We start from the raw sequence: 14,436 nt of genomic DNA on the forward strand, positions 1-14,436 counted from the left end.
ACAAGGTCCAGACTTTCTACAACGGCGCCCTGGGGGGCGAGCGCGAGTCGATCGAATCGGTGCAGCTGGGAACGCAGGAACTGGCGTTCTCCTCAAGCGGTCCGATCCCGAACTTCGTTCCGGAGAGCAAGATCCTGGACGTGCCCTTCCTGTTCCGCGACAAGGCCCACGCCCGCGCGGTTCTGGACGGCCCGATCGGCCAGGAGTTGCTGACCAAGTTCGACAGCAAGGGATTCAAGGCGCTGGCCTGGGCCGAGAACGGCGTGCGCCACATGACGAACAGCAAGCGCGAGATCAGGGAACCCGGCGACCTCAAGGGCCTGAAGATGCGCACCATGGAAAACCCCGTGCACATCGCCGCGTACAAGGGCTTTGGCATCATCACCACGCCCATGGCCTTTCCGGAGGTGTTCACTGCGCTGCAACAAGGCACCGTGGACGGCCAGGAAAACCCCCTGTCGGTGATCATCTCCGGCAAATTCGAGCAGGTGCAAAAGCACCTCTCGCTCACGGGCCATGTCTACTCGCCCGCCCTCTTCCTCATGCACAAGGCCACGTTCGACAAGCTCCCGGCGGCGGACAAGCAGGCGTTCCTCGACGCCGCCCGGGAGGGCACGCGGGTGAACCGGGCGCGCGTCGACGAGGACGACGCCAAGGGCGTTGCCGACCTGCGCGCCAAGGGAATGACCGTGATCGACAACCTCGACAGGGCCAAGTTCGTGGCCGCGCTGGCACCGGTGAACGCCGCATTCGAAAAGCAGTTCGGCAAGGCCGCGCTCGACCGGATCCGCAGCGTCCAGTAAGCCCCCGCGGCCCCCGGCGGGCGCACGTCCCCCGCCCACCCACCTGCGGCCCATGGCCGGCACCGTCCCATGAAAAATGCCTTTCTCGCTTTCGAGCGCTGGACCACGTTCGGCGCCATGCTCGGGGCCTGCGCCATGCTCGCGCTGGCCGCGTCGCTGGGCCTGTTCCAGATCGTGACGCGCTTCGTTCTGGAGCAGCCCGCCGAATGGACCGAGGTCCTGATCCGCTTCAGCCTGATCTGGATGGTGTTCCTGGCCATCCCCGCGGCCTTCCGCCAGGGCGCGATGGTGAGCGTGGACCTGCTGTACCGCTGGAGCCCGCCGCGGCTGCGGCGGGTGCTCGACTGGGTGGCGTCGCTCGCCGCGCTGGCGCTGGTCGGCGCCATCGTCCGCTGGGGCTGGGACTACGCGCTGCGCGGCAGCGTGCAGAGCATGGCCGGGCTGGAATCGCTGTCCATGTTCTGGGCCTACCTCGCGATGCCGGTGGGCGGGTTGTTCTGCGCCGTCGGCATCGTCGGCAACCTCATCGACCCGCTGCGCATGGAACTGGAGGCCGCCCAATGACCCTGGTCATGATTGCCACCATGGTGCTGTGCTTTGCGTTCACCGTCTCGGTGGCCGTGTCCATCGGCTTGGCCGCGATCCTCGGCATACAGGCGTCGAACGCGAACATGCTCATTTCCGCCAAGGAGATGTTCACGTCGATCAACAAGTTTCCGCTGGCCGCGATCCCGTTCTTCATCCTCGCGGGCAACCTCATGGAGACCGGCGGCATCTCGCGCCGGCTGGTGGAGTTTGCCAAGAGCCTCGTGGGGGGCGTGCAGGGCGGCCTGCCCATGAGCTGCGTGCTCACCTGCATGATCTTTGCAGCGGTGTCCGGCTCGTCCGTGGCCACCACCTTTGCCATTGGCGCGATCCTGATCCCGGCGCTCATCCGGCATGGCTACCCCACGAGCTACGCGGCGGCGCTCCAGGCCACCAGCGCCGAGCTCGGCGTGGTCATTCCGCCTTCCATCCCGATGATCCTGTACGGCGTGAGCGCCGAGGTCTCGATCGGCGAGTTGTTCATCGCGGGCTTTGGCCCCGGAATCCTGATCAGCCTGGCGCTGATGCTGTTCGTCTGGGTCTACTGCAGGGCCAAGGGCTGGGGCCGCAGCGACGGCGATGGCCGCATGCCCCTGGGCCGCGCCACGCGGCAGGCGGGCTGGGCGCTGCTGATGCCGGTGATCATCCTGGGCGGAATCTACGGCGGCATTTTCACCCCCACCGAGGCCTCGGCCGTGGCCGTCTTCTACGCGCTGATCGTGGGCATGGTGATCTACCGCGAGATCCGCGTCCAGGCCCTCTTTGCCATCCTGCGCAAATCCGCGCTCTCGTCGGCGGTGATCATGTTCATCATCGCCAACGCCGGCCTGTTTGCCTTCCTCATCACGCGCGCGGGCGTGCCCGACGCCATCGGCCGCTGGCTCGAGGCCGTGCTGCAATCGCCCGCGCTCTTCCTGCTGGGAATCAACGCGGCGCTGTTCGTGATCGGCATGTTCATCGAGACCAGCGCCGCGATCATCGTGCTCGCGCCCATCCTCGCGCCCGTCGCCGTGCACTTTGGCATCGACCCGGTGCACTTCGGCCTGATCATGGTGGTGAACCTGGCGCTGGGAATGATCACGCCGCCATTTGGCGTGAACCTGTTTGCCGCCTGCACGGTGGCGCGCATCCCGCTCGACCGCATCGTCCGGCATCTGCTGCCCTTCGTGTGCGTGATTCTGGCCTGCCTGCTGCTCATCACCTACATGCCATGGATCTCGCTGGGATTGCGCGATCTGGTCTACGCAAAATAGTTGCGCCGCCCCGCGATGGGCTGCTATTCGCGGAGCAGAACACTGGCTACAATCGCCCGCGTCAGGAGAGCGTGCCGCAGACCCCCGCCAGGGCCAGCGCACCGCCGAAGGCGCAGGCAGCCGCCAAACGCTCAGGTCCCCAGGACTGACAAGCGCCCGCAGCGATGCGGGCGTTTCCTTGCTGGAGAGAGATGGCCCGCGCCATCCACCGAAGGAGCAAACCGCAGGGCCAGCCAGGGTGCTGCGGTGAATCTCTCAGGTAAAGCGGACAGCAGGGCACTTGCGTGGCCCCTTTGGGGCCGCAGTCTGCCTTGCTGGAGCCCGCCTTGACCGCCACCCCCGACGCCCCCCGTTGCTCACCACGCCGCTCGACGCGCTGCACGTCGAACTCGGCGCCCGCATGCTGCCGTTTGCCGGCTACCGCCTGCCCGTGCAGTACCCCGCCGGCCTGCTCGCCGAGCACCGGCACACGCGCCAGGCCGCCGGCCTGTTCGACGTCTCGCACATGGGCCAGCTGCGCCTGGTCGGCGCCGACGCCGCTGCGGCCCTGGAGTCCCTGATGCCGATGGACGTGATCGGCCTGCCCGTGGGCCAGCAGCGCTACGGCCTGTTGCTCAACGATGCAGGCGGAATCATCGACGACCTGATGTTCTGCAACCAGGGGCCGGAAGGGATCTTCGTCATCGTCAACGGCGCGTGCAAGGCGGGCGACGTGGCGCACATCCAGGCGCGCATCGGCGCGCGCTGCGCACTCATCCCCCTGCCCGGGCATGCGCTGCTCGCGCTGCAAGGCCCGCAGGCCGCAACGGCGCTCGCGCGCCTGGCACCGGGGGTGGAGGGGCTGCCGTTCATGCGCGGTGCCAAGCACAGCATCGCCGGCTGCGACTGCTTCCTGACCCGCAGCGGCTATACCGGAGAAGACGGTTTCGAGATCTCGCTGCCGGCAGCGCAGGCCGAGACCCTGGCGCGCGCGCTGCTGGCGCAGCCCGAGGTCCTGCCCATCGGCCTGGGCGCGCGCAACTCGCTGCGCCTGGAAGCCGGCCTGTGCCTGTACGGCAACGACATCGACGCCGGCACCACGCCGCCCGAAGCCGCGCTCGGCTGGGCGATCCCGAAGCTGCGCCGCACCGGGGGGGCGCGCGCCGGCGGCTTTCCCGGCGCCGACCGGGTGCTGGCGCAGATCGACGACCCCGCCAGCCTGCCGCGCCAGCGCGTGGGCCTGCGCGCGCTCGAGCGCGTTCCCGTGCGCGAACACAGCGAACTGCAAAGCACCGATGGCCAAAAGATCGGCGCAGTCACCAGCGGCCTGCTCGGCCCCACGGTGGACGCGCCCGTGGCCATGGGCTACGTGCCCCCGGCCCTTGCCACCGTCGGCACGCGCGTGAACGCCATCGTGCGCGGCAAGGCCGTTCCCATGCAGGTGCACGCCCTGCCCTTCGTTCCTGCGAACTACTTTCGCGTGCCCACCGGCCATCGGGGTCAGGGCGCCTGATGCCGGCCTGCTTTCGCAAAATACAATGAATGCACGTATTCATTGACGGAGATGAAACATGGCTACCTCGATTCGCTTGGCCCCGGAAACCGAGCAAAGACTCGACGAGCTTGCATCCCGCACGGGGCGCAGCAAGGCGTACTACCTGCGGGAACTCATTGAACAGGGCCTCGAAGAAATGGAGGACTACTCCCTTGCCGCGCAGACGCTGGAGCGCGTGCGCAAGGGACAGGAACCCGTGCATGGCGCTGCTGACGTAAGGAAAGACCTTGGCTTGCTGGACGATTGATTACACCGACTCGGCCAAGGGACAGCTTCGCAAGCTCGACAAGCAGATGGCACGGCGCATCGTCGATTTCATGGATGAGCGCATTGCTGCGGGGGCAGACCCGCGCAGCGTCGGCCGGGGCGTCCTTGTGGTGCGCGTGGGAAACCGGAGCGAGATTTATCGATAGTTCATTTCACCCGTTCTGCACGCCAGGACAGCCACAAAAAAATGACAGCCCGTCGGAGTGCAAGGACCGTCCACCGTCCGCGCCCGCTGCGGCATTCTTTGATTTTCAATTTCCCAAGGAGCCTCCCCATGACCGTCAAATTCTCCAAAGACCACGAATGGATCAACGCCGCCGACACCACGGCGGCCGTGGTCGGAATCACCGTGCACGCGCAGGACGCGCTGGGCGACGTGGTGTTCGTCGACCTGCCCGAGGTCGGCCAGCACCTTGGCCAGGGAGCGGTCGCCGGCGTGGTCGAGTCCGTGAAGGCCGCCGCCGACATCTACATGCCCGTGGCGGGCGAAGTCACCGAAGTGAACGAGGCCCTGCGCGCCGACCCCTCCCTGGCCAACTCCGACCCGCTCGGTGCCGGCTGGTTTTTCAAAGTCCGGCTCAGCGACCCCGGCGAGCTCGACGCGCTGCTCGACGAGGCCGCCTACGCCGCCTACGCCAAGACCGTCTGACGGACCGGCCACCAGGCACACCCCATGTCGCAGCCCTTCGCCCCGCAGAGCCCTGCACCGCTCAGCGCGCTGGAAAACGCCGCCGAATTCCTGCCCCGCCACGTCGGCATCAACGCGGCCGACGAAGCGCAGATGCTCGCGGTGATCGGCGAGGCCTCGCGCCGCGCCCTCATCGAGAGCATCGTTCCGCGATCCATCGCGCGCAGCCGCGCCATGGACCTGCCGCCGCCGGTCACGGAAGCCGCAGCGCTGGCCGAACTCCGGGCGCTCGCGGCGAGGAACCGGGTCCTCAAAAGCTTTATCGGCCAGGGCTACTACGGGACGCACACGCCCGGCGTCATCCAGCGCAACATCCTGGAGAACCCCGCCTGGTACACGGCGTACACGCCGTATCAGTCGGAAATCTCGCAAGGCCGCATGGAAGCGCTGGTCAACTTCCAGACCATGGTGTGCGATCTCACCGGCATGCCGATCGCCAACGCGTCCATGCTCGACGAGGCCACGGCGGCCGCCGAGGCCATGGCGCTCGCCAAGCGCTCGGTCAAGTCCGCCAGCGAACGCTTCATCGTCGCCGGCGACGCGCACCCGCAGACCATCGAAGTCATTCGCACGCGCGCCGCCCCGCTGGGCATCGACGTGGTCCTGGCGCAATCGGCCGCCGAATGGGACGCGGCACTCGCGGGCGACTACTTCGCCGTGCTCGCACAATACCCGGCGAGCAGCGGCCGCATCGACGACCTGCGCGCCGACGTGCAGAAGGTGCACGCCCGGCAGGCCGCCCTCATCGTCGCCGCCGACCTGCTCGCCCTGACCCTGCTGAGCCCCCCGGGCGAATGGGGCGCGGACATCGTCGTCGGCAGCAGCCAGCGCTTTGGCATGCCCATGGGCGCGGGCGGCCCGCACGCGGCCTATATGGCCTGCCGCGACGCCTTCAAGCGCTCGCTGCCCGGTCGCCTCGTGGGCGTGAGCGTGGACGCGCATGGCAGGCCCGCGTACCGCCTGGCGTTGCAGACGCGCGAGCAGCACATCCGGCGCGAAAAAGCCACGTCCAACATCTGCACCGCGCAGGCGCTGCCTGCGGTCATCGCCAGCATGTACGCCGTGTACCACGGCCCGGCGGGCCTGCGGCGCATTGCGCTGCGCGTGGCCAGCTACACCGCCATCCTGGCCAAGGGGCTGGAACAGCTGGGCGCACCCCTGCACGCGCAGGACTGCTTCGACACGCTGGTGCTCAGGACCGGCGACGCGACCCGCTCCCTCGCCGCGCGCGCGCTGCAATGGGGCGCCAACCTGCGGGTCTGCGACGAGAACTGGCTGTGCATCTCGCTGGACGAAACCACGACGCGCGCCGACGTCGAACTGCTCTGGCGCATCTTCGCCGGCGACGCCCGGGACCTGCCCGCGTTCGACGCCTTTGAACCGGGCGTGGAGCCGCTGATCCCCGCCGCACTGCGCCGCCGCAGCAGCTACCTGACGCACCCGGTATTCAACACGCACCACAGCGAAACCGGCATGCTGCGCTACCTGCGCGCATTGGCCGACAAGGACCTGGCGCTCGACCGCAGCATGATCCCGCTGGGCTCTTGCACCATGAAGCTCAACGCCACGAGCGAGATGATCCCCATCACCTGGCCCGAGTTTGCCGGCGTGCACCCGTTTGCCCCCGCAGACCAGTTGCAGGGCTACTACGAACTCGACGCGCAGCTGCGCGCCTGGCTGTGCCAGGCCACCGGCTACGCGGGGGTCAGCCTGCAACCCAACGCGGGCTCGCAGGGCGAGTACGCGGGCCTGCTCGCCATCCGGGCCTGGCACCGGGCCCGGGGCCAGGGGCAGCGCACCGTCTGCCTGATCCCGAGCAGCGCGCACGGCACCAACCCCGCGAGCGCCCAGATGGCGGGCATGCAGGTGGTGGTGAGCGCCTGCGACGCCCGCGGCAACGTGGACCTGGCCGACCTCCAGGCGCAGTGCGAGCGGCACAGCGCCAACCTGGCCGCGGTGATGATCACCTACCCCAGCACGCACGGCGTGTTCGAGACGCAGGTCAAGGAACTGTGCGCCCTGGTGCACCGCCACGGTGGCCTGGTGTACGTGGACGGCGCGAACATGAACGCACTGGTAGGCGTGGCGGCGCCCGGCGAATTCGGTGGCGACGTCAGCCACCTGAACCTGCACAAGACCTTCTGCATTCCGCACGGCGGCGGCGGCCCCGGCGTCGGCCCGGTGTGCGTGGTGCAGGACCTGGTGCCCTACCTGCCGGGCCATGCCACGGCCGGCATCGCGGGCGGCGTGGGGGCCGTCTCCGCGGCGCCCCTGGGCAACGCCGCCGTGCTGCCGATCAGCTGGATGTACTGCCGCATGATGGGCGCCGAGGGCCTGCGCGCGGCCACCGAGAGCGCCATCCTCTCGGCGAACTACGTCAGCGCGCGCCTGAAGGCGCACTACCCCACGCTCTACGCGAGCGCGAACGGCCATGTGGCGCACGAGTGCATCCTGGACCTGCGCCCCCTCAAGGAGAGCAGCGGCGTGCTCGCCGAGGACGTGGCCAAGCGCCTGATCGACTACGGCTTTCACGCCCCCACGCTGAGCTTCCCGGTGCCGAACACGCTGATGGTCGAGCCCACCGAGAGCGAAACGCTGTCCGAGCTGGACCGCTTCATCGACGCGATGATCGCCATCCGCGCGGAGATCCGCCAGATCGAAACGGGCGTCTGGCCGCGCGACGACAACCCCCTGAAAAACGCACCGCACACCGCAGAAAGCCTGTTGTGCGCCGACTGGCAACGCCCCTACTCGCGCGAGACGGCGGCCTACCCGGTGGCCAGCCTGCGCAAGAACAAATACTGGTCCCCCGTGGGCCGCGTGGACAACCTGTGGGGCGAGCGCAATCTGTCGTGCAGCTGCATCCCGGTGTCGGACTACGCCTGAGCGCCGCCATGGACGCCGCCGCCAAGCCATCCCCCCGACCGCTGCGGTCGTCATTCGCGACACGGTCCAATGGCTGGAGCGGGCGGTGATCGGGCTGAACCTTTGCCCGTTTGCCAAGGGCGTGCACGCCAAGGGGCTGATCCACTATGCAGTGACCCCGGCCGACGACCCCGCCGGGGTATTGGCCGCCTTGCGCAGCGAGCTCGCGGCGTTGGACACCCTGTCGGCGCAGCAACGCGACACCACGCTGCTGCTGCTGACCAACTGCCTGCAGGACTTTCTGGATTTCAACGACTTTCTCGGGGACGCCGAGGCCCTGCTGGAAGACATGGGGCTCGCGGGCACGCTGCAAATCGCCAGCTTCCACCCCCGGTACCAATTTGCCGGGACGGCGCCCGACGACATGGGCAACTGCAGCAACCGCGCGCCCTATCCCTGCCTGCACCTGCTGCGCGAAGAAAGCCTGGACCGCGCGGTCGCCACGTTCCCCGAACCGCAGAGCATCTTCGAGCGCAACATCCAGGTTCTGGAAGCGCTGGGAATGCCCGGCTGGCAGGCGCTGGACGTGGGGCCCAGCCCGCCCGGTGCGCGATGAAGCAAAAGCCATTGCGCGCGCGCGCCGCTGCCGCCGGGCCACCGGGCGCGGCCTGCGAGCTGTCGGAACTGCGCCCGGGCCAATCGGTGGAACTGCTCAAGGAACTGCACATCCTCACCCGCGACGGGCGCCTGAACCAGGACTCGCGGCGCAAGCTCAAGCAGGTGTACCACCTGTTCAACCTGATCGAACCCCTGCTCGCGGAGCTTGCGGCGCAGGGGCCGGGGCCGGTCCTGGCCGACCACGGCGCGGGCAAGTCCTACCTGGGTTTCATCCTGTACGACCTGTACTTCAAGGCTCTGGGGCGGGGCCATATCTACGGCGTGGAAACCCGCGCCGAACTGGTCGAGCGCTCCCGGCGCCTGGCGCAAGGGCTGGGCTTCGAGCGCATGTCCTTCCTCCACGCCTCGGTGGCCGAATCCGCGGATTCCGGCGCCCTGCCGGCGCGCATCGACCTGGTCACGGCCCTGCACGCCTGCGACACCGCGACCGACGACGCCATCGCCTTCGGTCTGCAAAAGCAGGCCCGCGCCATGGTGCTCGTCCCCTGCTGCCAAGCGGAAGTGGCCGCCTGCCTGCGCCAGGACAAAGCGCTGCAACTGGCACGCACGCCGCTGGCCGAGCTGTGGCGCCACCCGCTGCACACGCGCGAACTGGGCAGCCAGGTGACGAACGTGCTGCGCTGCCTGCACCTGGAGGCGAGCGGCTACCAAGTCACGGTCACGGAACTCGTCGGCTGGGAGCACAGCCTGAAGAACGAACTCATCATCGCCCGCTACACCGGCCAGAGAAAACGCAGCGCGGCGCAGCGCCTGCACGCCATCCTGTGCGCGTTCGGTCTGGAAAAAATGCTCGCCGCGCGCTTTGGCCTGGATGCCGCCCCGGCGGCGGGCGCCGGGGAAGACCGGGCGCGCTGAAGCACCATGGCCCGCCTGCCACGCCTGACCCTGCCGGGCCATCTGCACCATGTGATACAGCGCGGCAACAACCGCCAGCCGATCTTCGTCGACGACCAGGACTTCGAGACGATGCGCGCGCTGCTCGCGGACAAGGCGAGGACGCACGGCGTCGCAGTCCATGCCTATGTGCTCATGGGCAACCATTTCCACCTGCTGCTCACCCCCGCCACGCAGGACGGGCTGCCGCAGCTGATGCAGGCCCTGGGGCGGCGCTACGTGCAATATTTCAACCGCCGCCACGCGCGCAGCGGCACCTTGTGGGAGGGGCGCTACCGCGGCACCGTTCTGCAGGCCGGGCGCTATCTGCTGCCCTGCATGGTGTATCTGGACCTGAACCCCGTCCGGGCCGGGCTGGTGGCGCAGGCGGCCGACTACCCCTGGTCCAGCCATGGCCACTGGACCGGTTTGCGCAACGACCGGTTGCTCACGCCGCACGCGCTGTACTGGGCACTCGGCAACACACCGTTTGCCCGCGAGGCGGCCTACGCGAACCTGGTTCAGGCGGGAATCGGACCGCAGGAACAGGCCGCGCTGACGACGTCAGCGCTCAGCGGATGGGCCCTGGGCGAAGCCGCATTCATCGCCGATTTGCAAAAGCTCACGCCGCGCCGCATCGCGCGCGGGCAGGCGGGGCGGCCGCGCAAGGCGCGAGAAATCGATTCGTCGTAGGGCAAGGCGACTGTGGTCAAATGCCAGCGGTCGCGTTCAAGTTCCTTGATGCGCTTATGCTTGATCGCTGGCATGGATCGAAAGGTCTTTCTGGTGGTCGACGGACACCCTGCGCACAAGGCCAAGCTGATCAAGAGCTTTGTCCAGGACAACGCTGATCGGCTAGAACTGTTCCTTCTGCCGCCATACTCGCCGGAACTCAACCCTGACGAATTGGTGTGGGCACACGTGAAAGCTCGCGTTGCCAAGGCAACTGTGCAGACCAAGGACGAACGTAACTACTCAGCCCCCCGGCCCACGGCCCAGCCGATCAACCAAAGCAAGGTTGGACCGGAGCGCCCAGAAAGGCTTGGATGAGCGCGTCAAACAGCTTGGCACCCTGCTTGTTCAGCGTCGCCAAGTAAGAGCGGATGATGCAGTAGATATCCGCTCCGTCGCTTGTCCGAAAGCACCCGGAAATCTTCTGCTTGACCTTGGGCATGCGTACAGCCTGCTCGGCCAGGTTGTTCGTGAAAGGTACGTTCGGCTCCGTCATGAAACGCCAAACGTCATCGCTGTAATCGCGTAGCCGGCCGATCAGGTTGGCGGCCTTGCTCTGCTTGATGCGACCGCGTCGGCCATTGGACTGCACGCGCGGATTGAGCAGATCGCCTTCGGCCAACGTTGCCTCGAACAGACTGCGCAGAACCTGCACTCGCAGCTGATGCTCAGGCGCCGCGTAGTCGATCTGACCCTGTGCACGCAGTTGATGGATCAGGCTGTTGGCGTACAGCAGCACCTCAATCGATCGACCCGCCCAGTCCTGCTTGAGTTGCTCATGCACGTACGTCAGTTCGCGTACATGGTGCGCGTTGCACAGGCTGTGCCTACTGCCCAGCCTGCGATAGGACGCCCAGCCATCGTGCACCAGCGTGCCTTTGAACAGGGGCAGGAAGCCATGCTCGACGAACGCTGTCATGCCACGTTTCTCATGTCGCCCCAGCCAAGTCAGCTTCTCGGTGACCAGCGCGTGCAGCCAGTGCAGCGATTTGTTCACGCGCAGGCCCGTCTCGTCGGCGTGCACGATGGGCTGGTTCACCAACTCCTGCGCGATGGCTGGCCGTGACTGTGGGCGCCAGCACCTGGGCAGCCTCAGCGTTGGCACTCAGAATCGTTGCCTCGGACATGGGCATGTCAAAGAGATCTCCCATCACTTCACCCGTGCGCTTGAGTGGCAGCATCTGGTACTGGTTCAGGTGCACGGCTGCGGCCTTCGCGCGCGGGCCGTATTGCACTGCTGCGGTGACGTCCGCGGGGAACACGCCACGATGGGTCTTGCCGCAGGTGCACATCGATTGCAGCACGCGGTGCTCGGTGACTTGGTAGCGCAAATCGGGCAGATCGTAGACCTGCCGGGCCTCAACCACGCTGGTCTGACCCAGGGGGCCATGGCAGACATCGCAGCGCTCGGGCGGCGCATGGATGACGACCACATTGGGTTCGGCCACTTGGCACAGGGTATGGCCCTTGTGCCCCTTCTGCCCGCCGACCGGTCGTTGCCCGGCCTTGCGCAATGACTTGGGTTGGGGCTTGTTGAGCCCGTCGCTGGAGGATGGCTTGCTGGAGTTGCGGCTGTTCAGATTGAGCCGCGCTTGCAGTTCGTTGACTTCGATTCGCAGGGCATCCACTTGGGCCATCAGCATTTGCTGCATTGCCCACTGCTCCAAGATCAGCTCACCCCTCTGGGCATGGCTGAGTGAGTTGAGGTCGGGTAGCTGTTGCATCAAGTTGCGGATTATGGCCTACGGCGAGGGGGGACCTGAGTAGTTACGGACGAACTCAAACGCATGCTTGACCGCACCCTCCATCGCTTGCAGAAGCTGCCTGATATCGTTGCCAGCTTCTTCCGTGCCCCGACTTGTCGCTATGCGTCAATGTGAGGCTTTACTTCCGACAACTTTAGTAAATGTTGGTCGTCCTACCCGCACCCGTCTATTTCCACTGCTTCTCGTCGTTCACCCACAACCCACCAGGCAAGCATCCCGGTTTGATGAAAGCGTCGACGACATTGCCCAGGACGGTCGAGACGTTGTTGTTGAAGCCGTTCACCGGAAGAGCCTGGCCGAACGCGATGGAGCCGCCGCAGAACACCGCCCCATTGTTGGGCGAGCCGAAGTAGGTCATGTCGGCGCGGATACGATAGTCCTGCGAGCCGCTCAGACCGGGATAGGGATAGAGAATTTCCTCGATCGACAGCAGGTAGTTGTCGCTGTGGCCACCTGAAGACGCGATGATGCGAGTGTGCGGTGGTGTCCCGAGGGTGAGGTCGTAGCGATCGAGCTCGAGGCCGGCTGCGCCGCCGTAAGCGAGGCCACTGTCTCCGATCATCTCGCCTTCCACACCTTTCATGATCCAGTCGACGGTGCGGTGGTAGCTGTCGGGCATGCGTCGATACGGACGGCTCGTCTCGAAGCCCTCTGCGATGAAGCCGACGCCGAACGTCTTTTGCGGTGGCCGCCCCAAGTTCTTCCACAAGCCACTCTTCTGACCGGTCGTCGCAAGGTAGTGCTCGCCGGGACGCGCGTTCCAGGCGCGCATCCCCGAGTCGCACTTGCGCACCTCCATGACTGACGGCACGTCATCACGGAATGCGACGTTCCAGTAGTAGCCGTTGCCACCCATGTAGACATAGCGGCCGCCGGTGGCGATGTAGTCTTCGGTGGCGTCCAGCATGCGCTCGGAGTAGTACTCCGGGTGGGTGCCGCTGATAACGCACGAGTATGTCTTCAACGCGGCAACGCCTTCGCGGTGCAGATCTTCGTCGGTCAGAACCTCGTAGTCGTAACTTTTGTGCTCCAGCCACGCGACGATCGAGAGATCGGCCGGAAACTGCCAGGTCACGCCCATGCTGGATATGCGGTGCTTGGGCCGCATGTTGACGATCGGGCGACGGTAGGAGCTGTAGCAGACGCCATTGCCGTCTGACCAGTGATCGTAGGTCGAGAGACCGAACTCGTCCTTCTTGTACATCTCAATGTCGATCTCGGTGACGATCGGCGGTTGCCCCGTCATCGGCTGGATGATTTGCGCGTCGAAGCTCAGATGCTCGTTCCCGTAGGCCATGTAGCTGGCGGTCGGGATCAACAGTGCGAGGGGCGCCTTTGCGACCTTCGGACGCACGAAAAAGACGATGTGCTCTTCGGCCAAGCCGATGCCCGGGCCGGCGCGCAAGCGCATCGCGTAGACGCCGCTCTTCATTTCCGCCGGCAATGTGACCTGCTTTGTGCGCTCCCAGTTGCAGTCGATCATTGCGTCGGCATGGAACTCGACGCCGCCGTATTCCTTCGGGTTCAAGCGGAAACAATCGTTGTGACCACTCCAGTTCCAGCCGGTCTGCGCGCGGACCGGTCGGTTGTAGCCCTCGGCATGCAGACCATGCGGGCCGGCATCGTGCACGGCGTCACCGATACCCTGATCGGTGTAGCCGATCGAGGTGTCCCAGTAGGCCACCAGGCCCTTGCGGTCCGGCTCGCCACCCTTCATCAGATAGGCCAGTTCGTCGCGAGTCAACGCGCGATCCCACACCATCGGGCGATCGACCTTGCCGGAGTACATCTGCGAGACGAAGCGACCGCGCGACTCGTGCCAGTCTTGCGAGCCGGCGATCAAAAAGGGGGTCTCCGGCAGATTGCGCTGCCGGAACCGGAAGGTCTCACCGACGTGCGAGCGGTAGTCGATCGGACACACCGCTCCGAGCAGGCTGTTGTAGCGATTGGCCACGCTCTCATGGTGCACGGTGGCACGGCCGCTCGACGCGTCGAAGGTGGCAGCGACGAAATACCACTGCCGCGCCATCATCGGGACTTCAGTCTGAACGTAGTCGACTTCGCCGTTGCCGCCGACCCAAAACTCGAGGTGACCGGCCGGATTCAATCCGAGCGCATAGCCTTCGTTCCTTACGTTGTCCCAGCGGCCCATCATGGCCTGCCGCACACCCGCCAGAGGCAGGCCCGGGAAGATGAACGCGCACAGCGTGATGCTTCCTTCGAGCGCGAGCTTGTGCTGCGGATCGGCAACCCGCAGGAACGAACCCACCTGCGTGTACTGCTTCTTCACCGCCCACGCCCCGTTGCCTTCGCAGCCGATCTCCTCGTCGAGATAACCGGGCCCACTCGGGTGCTGGTCGCCGTGAATCAGCCGCACCAGCTGCGCCTGAAC

At 66.4% G+C, this 14,436-nt stretch carries 14 protein-coding genes, 1 pseudogene and 2 riboswitches; of the genes and pseudogenes, 12 read left to right on the top strand and 3 right to left on the bottom strand.

The window, feature by feature from the left end:
- The 12 genes and pseudogenes from dctP to VTU_RS31405 form a co-directional block, all read left to right on the top strand.
- A partial coding sequence (gene dctP / locus VTU_RS0110400) for a TRAP transporter substrate-binding protein DctP (protein WP_010103915.1) occupies nt 1-803 on the top strand: 803 nt, incomplete at its 5' end.
- A gap of 69 nt (nt 804-872) precedes the next feature.
- On the top strand, nt 873-1,367 hold the full coding sequence (locus VTU_RS0110405; RefSeq protein ID WP_010103919.1) for a TRAP transporter small permease: 495 nt from the start codon (nt 873-875) through the stop codon (nt 1,365-1,367).
- Nucleotides 1,364-2,641, top strand: coding sequence for a TRAP transporter large permease (locus VTU_RS0110410; protein ID WP_010103921.1), 1,278 nt, complete (start codon nt 1,364-1,366; stop codon nt 2,639-2,641). The genes VTU_RS0110405 and VTU_RS0110410 overlap by 4 nt, the downstream gene beginning before the upstream one ends.
- Nucleotides 2,642-2,693: 52 nt before the next feature.
- Nucleotides 2,694-2,795: riboswitch (glycine riboswitch) on the top strand.
- 17 nt (nt 2,796-2,812) lie between these two features.
- Nucleotides 2,813-2,923: riboswitch (glycine riboswitch) on the top strand.
- A 70-nt stretch (nt 2,924-2,993) separates the two neighbouring features.
- Complete coding sequence (gcvT, locus tag VTU_RS0110415; RefSeq protein ID WP_010103923.1) at nt 2,994-4,133, top strand: glycine cleavage system aminomethyltransferase GcvT; 1,140 nt, start codon at nt 2,994-2,996, stop codon at nt 4,131-4,133.
- A gap of 58 nt (nt 4,134-4,191) precedes the next feature.
- Nucleotides 4,192-4,422, top strand: a complete 231-nt coding sequence (gene relB / locus VTU_RS0110420; protein ID WP_010103925.1) for a type II toxin-antitoxin system RelB family antitoxin — start codon at nt 4,192-4,194, stop codon at nt 4,420-4,422.
- Nucleotides 4,403-4,588 carry a type II toxin-antitoxin system RelE family toxin gene (locus VTU_RS26800; protein WP_010103927.1) on the top strand — a complete coding sequence of 62 codons (186 nt, stop codon included), beginning with the start codon at nt 4,403-4,405 and terminating at the stop codon, nt 4,586-4,588. The genes relB and VTU_RS26800 overlap by 20 nt, the downstream gene beginning before the upstream one ends.
- 128 nt (nt 4,589-4,716) lie before the next feature.
- The gene (gene gcvH / locus VTU_RS0110430) at nt 4,717-5,091 is read left to right on the top strand and encodes a glycine cleavage system protein GcvH (protein WP_010103932.1); all 375 of its coding nucleotides are present in this window, start codon (nt 4,717-4,719) and stop codon (nt 5,089-5,091) included.
- Between the two features lie 24 nt (nt 5,092-5,115).
- A complete protein-coding gene (gene gcvP / locus VTU_RS0110435) occupies nt 5,116-8,016 on the top strand; it encodes an aminomethyl-transferring glycine dehydrogenase (RefSeq protein WP_010103934.1) in 2,901 nt (966 codons plus the stop codon).
- 85 nt (nt 8,017-8,101) lie between these two features.
- Complete coding sequence (locus tag VTU_RS0110440; protein WP_010103936.1) at nt 8,102-8,611, top strand: DUF1415 domain-containing protein; 510 nt, start codon at nt 8,102-8,104, stop codon at nt 8,609-8,611.
- Nucleotides 8,608-9,528 carry a class I SAM-dependent methyltransferase gene (locus VTU_RS0110445; protein WP_010103937.1) on the top strand — a complete coding sequence of 307 codons (921 nt, stop codon included), beginning with the start codon at nt 8,608-8,610 and terminating at the stop codon, nt 9,526-9,528. Before VTU_RS0110440 ends, VTU_RS0110445 begins: the two co-directional genes overlap by 4 nt.
- 6 nt (nt 9,529-9,534) lie before the next feature.
- Nucleotides 9,535-10,239 carry a transposase gene (locus VTU_RS0110450; RefSeq protein WP_010103938.1) on the top strand — a complete coding sequence of 235 codons (705 nt, stop codon included), beginning with the start codon at nt 9,535-9,537 and terminating at the stop codon, nt 10,237-10,239.
- A 60-nt stretch (nt 10,240-10,299) separates the two neighbouring features.
- Nucleotides 10,300-10,512, top strand: a pseudogene (locus VTU_RS31405) (transposase); the annotation flags it as partial.
- 37 nt (nt 10,513-10,549) lie between these two features.
- Here VTU_RS31405 and VTU_RS30680 read toward each other — a convergent pair.
- The 3 genes from VTU_RS30680 to VTU_RS0110460 form a co-directional block, all read right to left on the bottom strand.
- A complete protein-coding gene (locus tag VTU_RS30680) occupies nt 10,550-11,275 on the bottom strand; it encodes an IS66 family transposase (RefSeq protein ID WP_236610702.1) in 726 nt (241 codons plus the stop codon).
- Nucleotides 11,208-12,002, bottom strand: coding sequence for a DUF6444 domain-containing protein (locus tag VTU_RS33560; RefSeq protein WP_438873579.1), 795 nt, complete (start codon nt 12,000-12,002; stop codon nt 11,208-11,210). The genes VTU_RS30680 and VTU_RS33560 overlap by 68 nt, the downstream gene beginning before the upstream one ends.
- Before the next feature lie 208 nt (nt 12,003-12,210).
- Nucleotides 12,211-14,436, bottom strand: a 2,226-nt coding sequence (locus VTU_RS0110460; protein WP_010103945.1) for a N,N-dimethylformamidase beta subunit family domain-containing protein, incomplete at its 5' end; no start/stop codon positions are given.

The organism is Verminephrobacter aporrectodeae subsp. tuberculatae At4, from assembly GCF_000193225.1.
Taxonomy (GTDB): Bacteria; Pseudomonadota; Gammaproteobacteria; order Burkholderiales; family Burkholderiaceae_C; genus Acidovorax; species Acidovorax aporrectodeae.

What these genes read in the sequence shown, in the direction of transcription:
- relB (WP_010103925.1), top strand. Translation starts at nt 4,192, where the DNA reads ATGGCTACCTCGATTCGCTTGGCCCCGGAAACCGAGCAAAGACTCGAC.
- VTU_RS0110450 (WP_010103938.1), top strand. Translation starts at nt 9,535, where the DNA reads ATGGCCCGCCTGCCACGCCTGACCCTGCCGGGCCATCTGCACCATGTG.
- gcvH (WP_010103932.1), top strand. Translation starts at nt 4,717, where the DNA reads ATGACCGTCAAATTCTCCAAAGACCACGAATGGATCAACGCCGCCGAC.
- VTU_RS0110405 (WP_010103919.1), top strand. Translation starts at nt 873, where the DNA reads ATGAAAAATGCCTTTCTCGCTTTCGAGCGCTGGACCACGTTCGGCGCC.
- gcvP (WP_010103934.1), top strand. Translation starts at nt 5,116, where the DNA reads ATGTCGCAGCCCTTCGCCCCGCAGAGCCCTGCACCGCTCAGCGCGCTG.
- VTU_RS0110410 (WP_010103921.1), top strand. Translation starts at nt 1,364, where the DNA reads ATGACCCTGGTCATGATTGCCACCATGGTGCTGTGCTTTGCGTTCACC.
- VTU_RS33560 (WP_438873579.1), bottom strand. Translation starts at nt 12,002, where the DNA reads ATGCAACAGCTACCCGACCTCAACTCACTCAGCCATGCCCAGAGGGGT.
- VTU_RS0110445 (WP_010103937.1), top strand. Translation starts at nt 8,608, where the DNA reads ATGAAGCAAAAGCCATTGCGCGCGCGCGCCGCTGCCGCCGGGCCACCG.